This window comes from Pseudomonas sp. Irchel 3F3 (assembly GCF_900187545.1).
GTDB classification, from domain to species: Bacteria; Pseudomonadota; Gammaproteobacteria; order Pseudomonadales; family Pseudomonadaceae; genus Aquipseudomonas; species Aquipseudomonas fortuita.
Genome location: NZ_FYDS01000001.1, coordinates 713240 through 724933 on the forward strand (window position 1 = coordinate 713240; position 11694 = coordinate 724933).

Consider the following 11694-nt stretch of genomic DNA (forward strand, 5'->3'; position numbering starts at 1 on the left):
CCATGCATGATCTGGACGACCACCAGTGGCGCGAGCTGCTGGCCCGCCTGCGCCGTTTTGCCGTGTGGCTGACCCGCGAGCCGGGCAGCGCCGATGACCTGGTGCAGGCTACGGTCGAGCGGGCCCTGAGCCGACGTGACCAGCAACGCGATGCCGAGGCGCTGCGGGCTTGGCTGTTTACCATCCTCTATCGGCTTTTCCTTGACGGTAAGCGTCGCGACCGCCTGCATGCGCGCTGGCTGTCGTGGTTCGGCCGTGCCGAGAGCGAGGAGGAGCCGCTCGGGGCCAACCTTGAGGCGATTGTCCTGGCCCAGGCCGACTTGCAGGCATTTGCCCGGCTGACGGCCGAACAGCGCGCCTTGTTGCTGCTTATCAGCATCGAAGGCTTGAGTTACAAGGAAGCTGCCCAGGCCTTGGGCATCCCCATCGGCACTGTGATGTCGCGCCTGTCGCGCGCCCGCAGTGCCTTGCGCGAACTGACCGAGGGCAACCCTCAGCCCCCGGCCTTGCGGAGACTGAAATGACGCGTCTGATCCCCAGCGAAGACGAATTGCACGCTTACGTCGATGAGCGCCTGGCGCCTGCGCGCCGGGCCGAAGTGCAGGCCTGGCTGGCGGCCAACCCGCAGGCTGCGGCACGGGTAGAGGGCTGGCGCGCCGATGCCCGCCGGTTGCGTACGGCGCTGGCCGGGTTTGGCGAACTGCCCGGGGCGGCGCAGCTGGACCTTGGGCAGTTGCGTCGGCAATTGCGCCAGCGTCGGCAGCGGCGCTGGGCCACCGCGGCGGTGGTCGTGCTGGCATTGGGCGTCGGAGGGCTGGGCGGCTGGCAGGTGCGCGATGCGTCCCTGGCACGAGCCGACCAGCCCATGGCCGATGCTGTCCAGGCGCACCGGTTGTTTGCCGCCAGCGAGGCGCTGGATATCCAGGCCAGTGATCCAGGGCAGTTGCGCGACTGGTTGGGGCGGCATTTCAGCCGCGTTGGGCAATTGCCGGACCTGGCGGGCTATGGCTTCAAACCGGTGGGGGCGCGCTTGCTCAGCAACGAGCAGGGGCCGGCGGCGCTGCTGGTGTTTGAAGATGGCAAGGGCCAGCGCATCAGCCTGTTCCTGCGCTCACCGGGCGAGCTTTATCGGCGCATGCCAGACGGGCAGCGGGTTGATGGCCAGCTGGAGGCGCGGTACTGGTCGCATGGGGCTTACAACTTCGCCTTGGTCAGCGCGGCGGACGATGCGCGTGGGGCCGGGGTGGGGGAGGCGTTGCGGTTGGGGTTGTGAGTGCTCGCCATAACAATTTCAGCGCCTGTGCGATCGAGCGCCGCCCGCGCGGCGCTCGGTCTAACCGGCACTACAAGCCCCAAGGCGTGCACCTTGGGCCCACACCAGAATCAGCTCAACTCCAACCAGATCGGCGCATGGTCCGAGGGCTTTTCCATGCCACGCAGTTCATAGTCCACGCCCGCTGCCTTGATGCGCGGCACCAGGTGCTGCGAGGCCATGATCAGGTCGATGCGCAGGCCACGTTTGGGATCGTCCTCGAAACCCCGGCTGCGGTAGTCGAACCAGCTGAAACGGTCGGTCACGTCGGGGTGCAGGTGGCGGAAGCTGTCAACCAGGCCCCAGCCTTTCAAGCGCTCCATCCACTCACGCTCTTCAGGCAGGAAACTGCACTTGCCAGTCTTCAGCCAGCGCTTGGCATTGTCTGGGCCGATGCCGATATCGCAGTCCTGCGGCGAGATGTTCATGTCACCCATTACCAGCAGTGGCTGGTCGTTGCGGAACTGGCCTTCCAGCAGTGCCTGCAGGTCGCTGTAGAAACGCTGCTTGGCCGGGAATTTGGTGGGGTGGTCGCGGCTTTCGCCCTGGGGGAAATAGCCGTTCATGATGGTGATCGGGTTGCCATCTGCATCGGCGAAGGTGCCCCAGATGAAGCGGCGCTGGGCCTCTTCTTCATCGGTGGCAAAGCCTTTGTGCAGGCTCAATGGAGCCTGGCGCGACAGTAGAGCCACGCCGTAGTGGCCTTTCTGGCCGTGGTAGTGCACGTGGTAACCCAGCGCCTGCACGTCGGCCAGCGGAAACTGATCGTCGCTGACCTTGGTTTCCTGCAGGCCGATCACGTCCGGCTGGTGCTTTTCGATGAGCGCTGCCAGCTGATGCGGGCGTGCTCGCAGGCCGTTGATGTTGAAACAGACGATCTTCATGGAAAGACAATCCCGGTAAAAGGCGGGATGCTAGCCGACATCGCCCCACATCACCAGCGTGGCGGCCTCCGGCCCCTGCTGCTAACGTGCTGTAGGGGGTGAACGAAGCGCGGTGGTGCACCTCCAAGGCAATGTACGCCCATTCCAGGAGGTCTGCCCGCAATGCCCGAAACCACTGCCGCCCCGGCTCAAGTCTGCCTGCTTGATGATGGCTATAGCCGCGAAGCGCGTTCGCTGCTGTACAACGCCTACCGCCACGAACCCACCTTCGCCTATATCTTCGAAGCCCAGCGCCCGGGGTATGAGCGACGCTTGCGGGTAATGGTGCGCGAATGGGTGCGCCAGCATTTCTACCTGCAATTACCTGCCATCGGCTTGCTGGTGGACGACCGCCTGATTGCCATGGCCCTGATCGTGCCGCCGGTGCGCCGGTTGGGCGTTGCCGACAGCTGGGCCTGGCGCCTGCGCATGATCCTCGGCACTGGCCTGCGCTGCACGCGGCGTTACATGGACTACCAGGCCGCCCTGGCCACCTGCCTGCCCACCGATCAGGTGCATGTGTTGCCACTGCTGGGGGTACATCCGCAATTTCAGGGCAAGCATTACGGGGAGCAATTGTTACAAGCCGTGCACGACTGGTGCGCGGATCAACCAGGCACCCAGGGCGTAGTGCTCGACACCGGCAATGAGCATTACCTGGCCTTTTACCAGCGCCAGGGCTATGAAGAAATTGGTGAGGTCGCCGTAGGACCGATCCGGGAACGGGTGTTCTTCCATCCCAATCCAGTCTCTTCAACGTCCACTTTTGCCTGAACATCCCGCCAGGCGGCTCCCTTGAGCGCCTGGCTCTGGTAGCATTTGCCGCATGACGTATTCAGGAAGATTGACCTGGGGCCTGGTTTTCTGGGCCGCCAGTTTCGCAGCATGGGGCCAGAGCGAGTTGCTGGTGAAGGTAAAACCAGCCAACAAGGCGCTCAAGGCCAATGTCGAAGGCTATATAGGCACCCTTGGTGACCGCGATGAAGAAGCATTGTTACGCTTCAGTCGCGGGGCAGAGGAGCAGGCGCGCAAAGCCGCGCAGGCACTTGGCTACTACCAGGCGCAGATCGACAGCGAGGTCAAGCCGCCCAGAGATGCAGACCATTCCCCGCAACTGGTCATCAGCATCAACCCGGGCGAGCCGATTCGCCTGCGCAACGTGACCGTGCGTATCGAAGGCCCGGCCAGCGAAATGAAGGCCTTTCGCATGCCCGACAGCCGGGCGCTGCGCGCAGGCGAACAGCTCAACCACGGCCATTACGAAGATGCCAAGCGGCTGATCCAGAACCAGGCGTCGCGCTACGGCTTTTTCAGCGGCCGCTTCAGCCGTCAGCGCCTTGCGGTCGACCCGCAGGCCGGTGTGGCCGATATCGAACTGGTCTACCAGAGTGGCCCGCGCTATCACCTGGGCGCCGTCACCTTCGGCGGCGACACGCCGCTGGACGACGACCTGCTGCAGCGCATGGTGTCGTTCAAGCCAGGCACGCCCTACGACTCGGAACTGATCGCCGAACTGAACAATGACCTGCAATCGAGCGGCTATTTCGAAGGCGTACGGGTGGATGCGGCGCCCACTGCTGCAGTGGGTGAAGAAATCCCGGTGGATGTCCGCCTGGAAACCCGCAAACCACGCACCATGGGGCTGGGTCTGGGCTTCTCGACCGACGTCGGTCCGCGTGGCAAGGCCAACTGGACCCGCCATTGGGTCAACCCGCAGGGCCACAGTTACGGTTGGGAAACCGAGCTGTCCGCCCCCCGACAGAACGTTGGCCTGTGGTATGACATCCCCCTCGACCCGCCACTGACCGACAAGCTGCGCTTTGCCGGTGGTTACCAGAACGAGGAGCTGGCAGGTACCGATACACTCAGCAAACTGCTGACAGTGGGCCCAGAGTGGCACAGCAAGCTGCCCAGCGGCTGGCAGCGGGTCATTTCGCTCAAGTACCAGCGCGAGGAGTATCGCCTGGGTGACGATTCCGGGCTGAGCAACCTGCTGATGCCTGGCGTGAGCTATTCGTTTCTGCGCAGTGACAATCGCATCGATCCGCACAACGGCTACCGCCTGCAGTTCGATGTACAAGGGGCCAAGGAAGGGCTGGTTTCCGACACCAACCTGTTGCACGGCAACGTACTGCTCAAGGGCTTGACCACGCTTGGCCACAACCACCGCCTTCTGGGGCGCGTGCAGTTCGGTGGCAGTGCCACCAACGGCTTCAAGAACAACATTCCGCCGTCGCTGCGCTTCTTCGCCGGTGGCGACCAGAGCGTGCGTGGCTATGACTACCAGACCCTGTCACCGAAGAACAGCGATGGCGACCGCATCGGCGGGCGCTACCTGGTAGCCGGCAGTGTCGAGTACCAGTATTCGCTGACTGAAAAGTGGCGGATCGCGACGTTTGTCGATCAGGGGAACTCGTTCAACAACCTTGAGCTACCCAGCCTAAAGACCGGTGTCGGTTTTGGTGTGCGCTGGGTATCGCCGGTCGGGCCGTTGCGACTCGACCTGGCCAAGGCGCTGGATGACGAAGGGGGCATTCGCCTGCACTTTTCCATGGGGCCTGAGTTGTGAAACGCGTGATCAAGTACATTCTGCTGGGCCTGCTAGGTGTGGTCGCGAGCCTGGGCGTAGGGCTGGGCCTGTTGCTGGGTACCGAAGCGGGCAGCCGCTGGACGCTGGGCAAAGTGCCAGGGCTTGAGGTGGCTGATTTCCAGGGCCGCTTGGCGGGCAGCTGGCAGGCCAGCGTGCTGCGCTGGGCCGATGGTGGCAATACGGTAGAGGTGCAGGCACCGCTATTCGCCTGGTCGCCTGCCTGTCTGATGCGCGCCACTCTGTGCATCGACCAGTTGCAGGCACAACGCATTGACATGGCCTTTGCGCCAAGTGCCGAGCCGGCCGACAGCGGCCCGCTGCAGTTGCCAGCGCTGCGCTTGCCGCTGGCCATCGAGCTGGGCGAAGTCAAGGTCGGCCAGCTGCGGCTGGATGGCAGCGACCTGCTGGGTGATCTGCAACTGGCGGCGCACTGGACCGGCACCGGGATGCACATCGACAGCCTGCACCTGCAGCGCGATGAGCTGCAACTGGACCTGCAGGGCGACCTGCAGCCCGAAGGTGACTGGCCATTGCAACTCCAGGGGCAGCTGCAACTGCCCGCCGTAGACGGCAAAGCCTGGCAGCTGGCGCTGACGGCAACCGGAGAATTACAAAAGACCCTGAAACTTGCCGGCACCAGCCGTGGTTATCTCGACGCCACGCTGAGCGGGCAGTTGCAAGCGTTGGCCGAGCATCTGCCGGCGACCCTGCAGATTCGTTCAGAGGCGTTCAAACCGGCGGGCTCGTTGCCCGATACGTTGCAGTTGAATCAGCTCGTGCTTGATGCCAAGGGCGATCTGTTCAAGGGCTATCAACTGTCGGGAACGGCCAACCTGCCGGCTGAACAGTCGCCGATCGCGTTGGCGCTGTCCGGGTTGGTCGACAGCAAAGGCGCCAGGCTCGATGCCCTTGACCTGACTGCCAGCGACACCCAGCGCGTGAAACTGCAGGCCACGACCGACTGGCAGCAAGGCCTGACCGCCGATGCGCAGCTGGACTGGCAGGACTTCCCGTGGTTGCGGCTGTACCCGCTGGAGGCGCCGCCCGAGGTCACCCTCAAGCGCTTCAGTACCCAGGTGCATTATCGCGATGGCAATTACCAGGGCACCTTCAAAGGCGACCTGGACGGCCCGGCAGGGGCGTTCAGCCTGGCCAGCCCGTTCGAAGGTGACCTGACCCAGGTGAAACTGCCGCAACTGGCGCTGACCGCCGGGCAAGGCAAGGCTGCCGGCAGTGTGGCCGTGCGTTTTGCCGACACTTTGGCTTGGGATGTCGACTTGCAGCTTTCGGCGCTCGACCCGGCGTATTGGCTGGCGGAGCTGCCGGGCACCTTGGCGGGGCCGCTGCGCAGCAAAGGCGAGATGAAGGGCGAGGTGCTCACCCTTGATGCCCAACTTGACCTCAAAGGCCGCCTGCGCGGCCAGCCGGCAGTGCTCAAGGCCGAAGCGCAGGGGGCAGGGCAGAGCTGGACCCTCGGCGCCCTGGCGATCCAGCTGGGTGACAACCGTATCAACGGCAGTGGCAGCTTGCAGCAGCGCCTGGCCGGGCGAATCGACCTTGACCTGCCGCGCCTGGGCCAGCTGTGGCCAAGGCTGCAGGGCCAGGTCAAGGGCCGGCTGGATGTTGCCGGCACCTTGCAGGCTCCGCAAGGCACGCTGACCTTGCAGGGCCAGCGCTTGGCCCAGGCCGAAAACCGGCTGCAACAGCTGGACCTGGATGCCCGCCTGGACAACGCCCAGCGCGGTGTGATCGAGCTAAAGGCCACTGGCATTCACCTGGGCGACACGGCATTGGGCACGCTGCAGGCCAACGGCAAAGGCGACATTCGCCAGCAAGCCTTGACCCTGGCGCTGGATGGCCCGCAGCTCAAGCTTGACCTCGGTCTGGATGGCCAGTTGAGCAAGGGTGACTGGCGTGGCCGCCTCGCGAGTGGGCGTATCCAGGCCGGTGGCCAGGATTGGCGGCTGCAATCGCCGGCACGCCTGCAGCGCCTGGCCAGCGGCCAGCTGGACTTCGGTGCCCATTGCTGGCGCTCTGGCCAGGCCAGCCTTTGTGGTGACGACCAGCGGCTGGCGCCCGAGCCGCGCTTGCGTTACCACCTCAAGCAGTTCCCGCTGGACAGCCTTGCACAGTGGCTGCCAAAAGACTTCGCCTGGCAGGGCCTGCTCAATGCGGATATCAATCTGGACATCCCGGCCAGCGGCCCCAAAGGCACCATTGTCATTGATGCCAGTGGCGGCACGCTGCGTGTGCGCGACAAGGGCCGTTGGGTCGATTTCCCCTATCAGGCCCTGCGTGTCGACAGCACGTTGGCGCCACGGCGTATCGATACCCGCCTGGCCTTCCGTGGAGAGCGCCTGGGCGAGCTCAACGTCAATACGCGCCTCGACCCGCTGGGCAAGAACAAGCCGTTGTCAGGTGATTTCCGCCTAGCCGGGCTGGACCTGTCAGTGGCGCGCCCGTTCGTGCCGATGGTCGAACGCCTGGCCGGGCAGCTCAACGGCAGTGGCCGGCTTTCAGGGACCTTGCTGACACCACAGGTCAACGGCAACCTGATGCTCAGCGGCGGTGAAGTGAGTGGCGCCGAGTTGCCGGCCAGCCTTGAGGACCTGTCGTTGCAGGCGCTGATCGCCGGCGAGCAGGTGCAACTCAATGGCAACTGGCGCAGCGGCGATGCAGGGCGGGGCCAGTTGAGTGGCAACCTCACGTGGGGCCAGGCGCTGGGCATGGACCTGCGCCTGCAAGGCCAGCAACTGCCAGTCACGGTTGAGCCCTATGCAACGCTGGAGGTCGCCCCGGACCTGACCTTGCGCCTGATCGACGACAAACTGGCGGTTACCGGCAAGGTGCAGGTACCCAAAGGCAAGATCACCGTGCGTGAACTGCCGCCGTCAACCGTGAAGGTATCGGATGACACGGTAATCGTTGGTCATCAGACCGAAGAGGGCAAACCGCCCATGGCGATGGCCATGGACATCGATGTCGAAGTGGGCCGCGACAAGTTGTCGTTCAGCGGCTTTGGGCTCACTGCCAACCTGCTCGGCCACGTACATATAGGCGACAACCTCGATACCCGTGGCGAGCTGAGCCTGGCCGACGGCCGTTACCGTGCCTACGGCCAGCGCCTGACCATCCGCCGCGCGCGCTTGCTGTTTGCCGGCCCGATCGATCAGCCCTACCTGGACATCGAAGCCATACGCACGGTCGATGACGTGATTGCCGGTATCCGCCTGAGCGGCAGTGCCGAGCAACCCACGACCAAGGTGTTTTCGGAACCGGCCATGAGCCAGGAGCAGGCGCTGTCGTACCTCGTGCTGGGGCGGCCTCTGGGCAACGCTGGCGAGGACAACAACATGCTTGCCGAGGCAGCGTTGGGCCTGGGGCTGGCTGGCAGCGCCGGCATCACCGGCAGCCTGGCATCGAGCCTGGGCATCGACGACTTCCAGCTGGACACCGAAGGCTCGGGCAACACCACCAGCGTGGTCGCCAGCGGCAACATCACCGAGAAGCTGAGCCTGCGTTACGGCGTGGGTGTGTTCGAACCCGCCAACACCATCGCGTTGCGTTACAAGCTGAGCAAGAAGGTGTACCTGGAAGCCGCCAGCGGGCTGGCCAGCTCACTGGACATCTTCTACAAGCGCGATTTCTGAAGCGGTGCCGGGGCGGCCGTCAACGGACGGTGGCCGCCTCGATAAATTCATTGGTATCGGGTGAGGGCTGCGGATCAGGGGCACGTACCGGGACGATCAGGTTGGTGTATTCGTCTATCAGCCGGTTCAGGGCTTCCGGCGGTTCGCTGGCCTGGAACTGCATGCGGATCTGTACTTCGTCAGGGTCACGGCTTTCGCCCTGACGGCCTTGACCGCCGATGGTGACCTTGAAGCTTGCAGTCTTGTTCTCGCTTGCGGTCTGCAGTGCCTGTTGCGCTTCGGTCCCTTTAACCCGTACCGAGAGGTCGACCTGCATTCGCTCCAGGGCCAGGCCCTTGGGCGATACCAAGGCAAACAGGGGGACGCGCATGATGTGTTGCCCATCCATGGCCACCTCGACCATCTTGGCTTTCATGGGGGCGCCCAAGGCGTCGCTGTCGCACTCGAAGAACTGGTCGAACAGGTTGATGTACTGTTGTGCAATCAGGCTGTTGGTGGCGCTGGCGGCTTCTTGCAGGCCACGGGTGATCTCACGCAGGTCAATGGAGGTCATCGGGGCAGGGGGCTTGTTCATGGGTTCGACTCCTCAGGCCAGGTGTGCCCCCCGGCGCTGGCCAGGAGGGCTGTTTTGCGGGGCAGGGAGCGTCTCAAGCAGTACCGGTAGTTACATCGGCAGCAGGACCTTTCAAGGTATCGGCCTGGGAAATCTCGTCCTGGCTTTTCAGTTCGGCGGTTCTGACCACCGTTGGCTTGGTTGCCGCATCGGTCAGGAACTCGATCACCCTCATCATTGCTTCAGGCGGCTCCTGGCGCTTGAGCGTGGTATTGAAGGCGTAGCGGGCGCGGGTGTCGGTCTTGCGGGTTTGTGTGGACTTATGGCTGACGCTGCCTTTCACATTCAGCCTGAATGGCCCCCAGCCCAAAGAGCCGGTCAGATCGGCACTCATGTCCTTGCTGGAAGTGTCTTCCGACATCTGGTTGATGACCAGTTCGAACTCGACATTGCCTTCCTCGATGGAAATGTTCGGGTGCGTGATGGCCGCAAGCAGCGGCACCTTCATGGTCTTGCTGACCACACCTTTGTATTCACCCTGTTCGTCGACGATGGTTTCGTCGTAGTCGAACTGGATGGCGACGGCCTTGCCGTCCTGCACGCACACCTGCATCAGGAAGTCGGCGTATGACTTGCTCGCAGTAACCTGTGCCTGGACCATGGCCTGCAGGGGACCTGCGATCATGCGATCCATTGGCAAGGCGTTGATCACGGATCCGATGAGGCTGTTGTCTATCGACATGCTTGATTGCTCTTGTTGTTGAAGGGAAAAGTGGCCACCTGTGGCGGCCTAACGGGTTGGCCGTCAGCGGGCGTAGTTCTCCTGACGGCGGATGTTGCCGATCTGACGCAAGCTCAGACCGTACTTGTTCGCCAGCAGGCTGCGTGAAAGGCCATCGGCGCTTTCCTTCTGGATCTGCTGGTTACGCAACTGGCGCAGAAAGTGGTCAGCCTTGGGGATTTCCAGGGCTACCCCGGCAAAGCGTTTGATCAATGCGTCGAGCGCCTCGGCTGGCAGCACGTCGGCCAGCTTGGTGCGTTCGCGGTACTTGGGGATGTATTTGGGCCTGCCGCCGTAGGCGCAGGTCAACTGGTAGGCGTTGTCGATGCCGATACAGTCGACCAGGGCCTGCAGCGAATGGGGCAGTTGGCTGATATCGATGAGGCTCAAGTCTGGTAATTCCATATGGCGCTCCTTCTGGATGGGGGGATGTGCGACCCGATCACCAGCGGCGTTATGTCGACGGTGTGAGCAAATTCTGTGTGACAGCCACCGCGCGTCGCTAGGCGACATATGGGGTGCGGTTTGTAGCCTCGGTGAACAGGGATTGCAGGCAGCGATATCCTGCGGTGTAGGACGTGTCTTCAGCATGTGGCTGTGGCGGTTGATTACCCATAAGGGCGCTACGCTCATCGAGTGATGGGGCGGGGTACCCTCAGTTGCAGGGGTAACTGCTCAGCAGGCTGGCGCTGCGCAGGTAGGCCTGGGGGGAGGCGAGCATGCTTTCTGGCAGCGTCCGCCAGTCGACCACCAGGCACAAGGCATGCAGTGGCTGGCCGCCGCGCTGACCGATGACCGTGTCGGAAAAACTGCGGCGATACAGCGCCTGGGTCTGGTGCAGCGGTTGCACATGATCGGCTTGGGCCAAGGTCAGCCGCGCCAGTTCAGGCAACAGGGCCATGGGGGCGCTGAAGTGCAGCGGCGCGCCTTGAGCCTGCAGGTAGCCGGCCTGGCGCACGCGCTGCCACAGTTGTTGCCACTGGCTGGCGCCGGCATGGCGCTCCAGGTCGCGGCCAAGCTCAAGCAGTTGCGCCGCCTTTACTTCGCGGGTGTCCAGCGCGTGAAGGGAAAGCGGGGTCAGAATCAGGGACGCGAACAGCAGGGGTTTGTACATGGTGCCTCCGGCATGGGTGCTTGAAGCCCCATGCTTTCAGGCAGTCGCCACCCTACCCAGCAGGAAATGCAGCGCCGGGCCCTGTGGGCGTTGTATCATTGGCGCGGCTCGTTGCGAGCCATTTGCCCCTGATGTTGCAAGGAACTTTCGATGACACACGTGCAGCGCCTTAAATATTCCCTTCTGATCATCCTGGTGGTACTAGGCCTGATGCTGGGCCTGTCCCACCTGCAGAAGCAGGGCACGATCAGTGAGCAGACCTTTCAGATGCTGGCCATCGCCATCGCTGTGGTGGTCGTGGTGATCAACGGCATCCTGCGGCGCAAGGTCAAACCCTGACCCCTGCGGGCCGGCCAAGTGTGGCCGGCCATGCGCTTAACGCGAGGATGCCTGCTCCAGTACGGCGCGCGCCTGGGCGTTGAGGCTATAGCACTTGTCGTTGCCCAACTCGATGACACCTTCGGTGCACAGCCGCTTTAGCACTTCACGCACGCTGAGGAACGACAGCGGTATGTCCAGTTGTTCCAGTTGTGCGTGCACGCCGCGTACGCCAATGCTGCGGCCATTGCGGTCGGCGGTGTGCAGGGCATCGATCACCTTGAGCCGGATCAGGCTGGTACGCAGACCGAAAGTACGCAGGAGCTCGCGGATCTGTTCGTTGCCGATGCGTTCTTCAGAAAAAACGTCCTGTCCGTTGGGCGCTTTGCCTGGGACGCGCCCGGCCTGGGTCGAGGGTTGCGGGTTGTACATGTGAATGCTCCTTTTCGTGGA

12 protein-coding genes are annotated in these 11694 nt (G+C 63.4%); 6 read left to right on the forward strand and 6 right to left on the reverse strand.

Annotated features, from left to right (window positions below; translation table 11 throughout):
- Positions 1–2: 2 nt before the first annotated feature.
- A complete protein-coding gene (locus tag CKW35_RS03310) occupies positions 3–524 on the forward strand; it encodes a sigma-70 family RNA polymerase sigma factor (protein ID WP_024717967.1) in 522 nt (173 codons plus the stop codon).
- Entirely contained in the window at positions 521–1273 is a 753-nt protein-coding gene (locus CKW35_RS03315; RefSeq protein ID WP_060516626.1) for an anti-sigma factor, read from the forward strand. The genes CKW35_RS03310 and CKW35_RS03315 overlap by 4 nt, the downstream gene beginning before the upstream one ends.
- Positions 1274–1383: 110 nt before the next feature.
- Here the strand turns inward: CKW35_RS03315 and xthA are convergent, their stop codons facing one another.
- On the reverse strand, positions 1384–2196 hold the full coding sequence (xthA, locus tag CKW35_RS03320; RefSeq protein WP_095115079.1) for an exodeoxyribonuclease III: 813 nt from the start codon (positions 2194–2196) through the stop codon (positions 1384–1386).
- Positions 2197–2358: 162 nt separating this feature from the next.
- On the opposite strand from xthA, the gene CKW35_RS03325 reads away from it, so the two are divergent.
- From CKW35_RS03325 to CKW35_RS03335, 3 genes are read left to right on the forward strand one after another with little or no spacing between them, the layout of a single operon-like run.
- Positions 2359–3009: an N-acetyltransferase gene (locus tag CKW35_RS03325; RefSeq protein WP_016486536.1), complete on the forward strand. Its 651-nt coding sequence runs from the start codon at positions 2359–2361 to the stop codon at positions 3007–3009.
- A 52-nt stretch (positions 3010–3061) separates the two neighbouring features.
- Entirely contained in the window at positions 3062–4804 is a 1743-nt protein-coding gene (locus CKW35_RS03330; RefSeq protein ID WP_016486537.1) for an autotransporter assembly complex family protein, read from the forward strand.
- Positions 4801–8475 carry a translocation/assembly module TamB domain-containing protein gene (locus CKW35_RS03335; RefSeq protein WP_070086508.1) on the forward strand — a complete coding sequence of 1225 codons (3675 nt, stop codon included), beginning with the start codon at positions 4801–4803 and terminating at the stop codon, positions 8473–8475. Before CKW35_RS03330 ends, CKW35_RS03335 begins: the two co-directional genes overlap by 4 nt.
- Positions 8476–8494: 19 nt before the next feature.
- Here CKW35_RS03335 and CKW35_RS03340 read toward each other — a convergent pair whose 3' ends face one another.
- The 4 genes from CKW35_RS03340 to CKW35_RS03355 all read right to left on the reverse strand — a co-directional run bounded on the left by CKW35_RS03340 (position 8495) and on the right by CKW35_RS03355 (position 10923).
- Positions 8495–9049 carry a DUF2589 domain-containing protein gene (locus CKW35_RS03340; RefSeq protein ID WP_016486539.1) on the reverse strand — a complete coding sequence of 185 codons (555 nt, stop codon included), beginning with the start codon at positions 9047–9049 and terminating at the stop codon, positions 8495–8497.
- Positions 9050–9122: 73 nt separating this feature from the next.
- On the reverse strand, positions 9123–9770 hold the full coding sequence (locus CKW35_RS03345) for a DUF2589 domain-containing protein (RefSeq protein ID WP_016486540.1): 648 nt from the start codon (positions 9768–9770) through the stop codon (positions 9123–9125).
- A 63-nt stretch (positions 9771–9833) separates the two neighbouring features.
- Complete coding sequence (locus CKW35_RS03350; RefSeq protein ID WP_016486541.1) at positions 9834–10214, reverse strand: Mor transcription activator family protein; 381 nt, start codon at positions 10212–10214, stop codon at positions 9834–9836.
- A 250-nt stretch (positions 10215–10464) separates the two neighbouring features.
- Complete coding sequence (locus tag CKW35_RS03355; RefSeq protein ID WP_023049269.1) at positions 10465–10923, reverse strand: hypothetical protein; 459 nt, start codon at positions 10921–10923, stop codon at positions 10465–10467.
- 150 nt (positions 10924–11073) lie between these two features.
- Between CKW35_RS03355 and CKW35_RS03360 the strand changes: the two genes are divergently transcribed.
- Positions 11074–11262 carry a hypothetical protein gene (locus CKW35_RS03360; protein WP_003248064.1) on the forward strand — a complete coding sequence of 63 codons (189 nt, stop codon included), beginning with the start codon at positions 11074–11076 and terminating at the stop codon, positions 11260–11262.
- Between the two features lie 36 nt (positions 11263–11298).
- Here the strand turns inward: CKW35_RS03360 and CKW35_RS03365 are convergent, their stop codons facing one another.
- A complete protein-coding gene (locus CKW35_RS03365) occupies positions 11299–11673 on the reverse strand; it encodes a fe2+ zn2+ uptake regulation protein (RefSeq protein WP_016486543.1) in 375 nt (124 codons plus the stop codon).
- Positions 11674–11694 lie beyond the last annotated feature (21 nt).

What these genes read in the sequence shown, in the direction of transcription:
- CKW35_RS03310 (WP_024717967.1), top strand. Translation starts at nt 3, where the DNA reads ATGCATGATCTGGACGACCACCAGTGGCGCGAGCTGCTGGCCCGCCTG.
- CKW35_RS03315 (WP_060516626.1), top strand. Translation starts at nt 521, where the DNA reads ATGACGCGTCTGATCCCCAGCGAAGACGAATTGCACGCTTACGTCGAT.
- xthA (WP_095115079.1), bottom strand. Translation starts at nt 2,196, where the DNA reads ATGAAGATCGTCTGTTTCAACATCAACGGCCTGCGAGCACGCCCGCAT.
- CKW35_RS03325 (WP_016486536.1), top strand. Translation starts at nt 2,359, where the DNA reads ATGCCCGAAACCACTGCCGCCCCGGCTCAAGTCTGCCTGCTTGATGAT.
- CKW35_RS03330 (WP_016486537.1), top strand. Translation starts at nt 3,062, where the DNA reads ATGACGTATTCAGGAAGATTGACCTGGGGCCTGGTTTTCTGGGCCGCC.
- CKW35_RS03340 (WP_016486539.1), bottom strand. Translation starts at nt 9,049, where the DNA reads ATGAACAAGCCCCCTGCCCCGATGACCTCCATTGACCTGCGTGAGATC.
- CKW35_RS03345 (WP_016486540.1), bottom strand. Translation starts at nt 9,770, where the DNA reads ATGTCGATAGACAACAGCCTCATCGGATCCGTGATCAACGCCTTGCCA.
- CKW35_RS03350 (WP_016486541.1), bottom strand. Translation starts at nt 10,214, where the DNA reads ATGGAATTACCAGACTTGAGCCTCATCGATATCAGCCAACTGCCCCAT.
- CKW35_RS03355 (WP_023049269.1), bottom strand. Translation starts at nt 10,923, where the DNA reads ATGTACAAACCCCTGCTGTTCGCGTCCCTGATTCTGACCCCGCTTTCC.
- CKW35_RS03360 (WP_003248064.1), top strand. Translation starts at nt 11,074, where the DNA reads ATGACACACGTGCAGCGCCTTAAATATTCCCTTCTGATCATCCTGGTG.
- CKW35_RS03365 (WP_016486543.1), bottom strand. Translation starts at nt 11,673, where the DNA reads ATGTACAACCCGCAACCCTCGACCCAGGCCGGGCGCGTCCCAGGCAAA.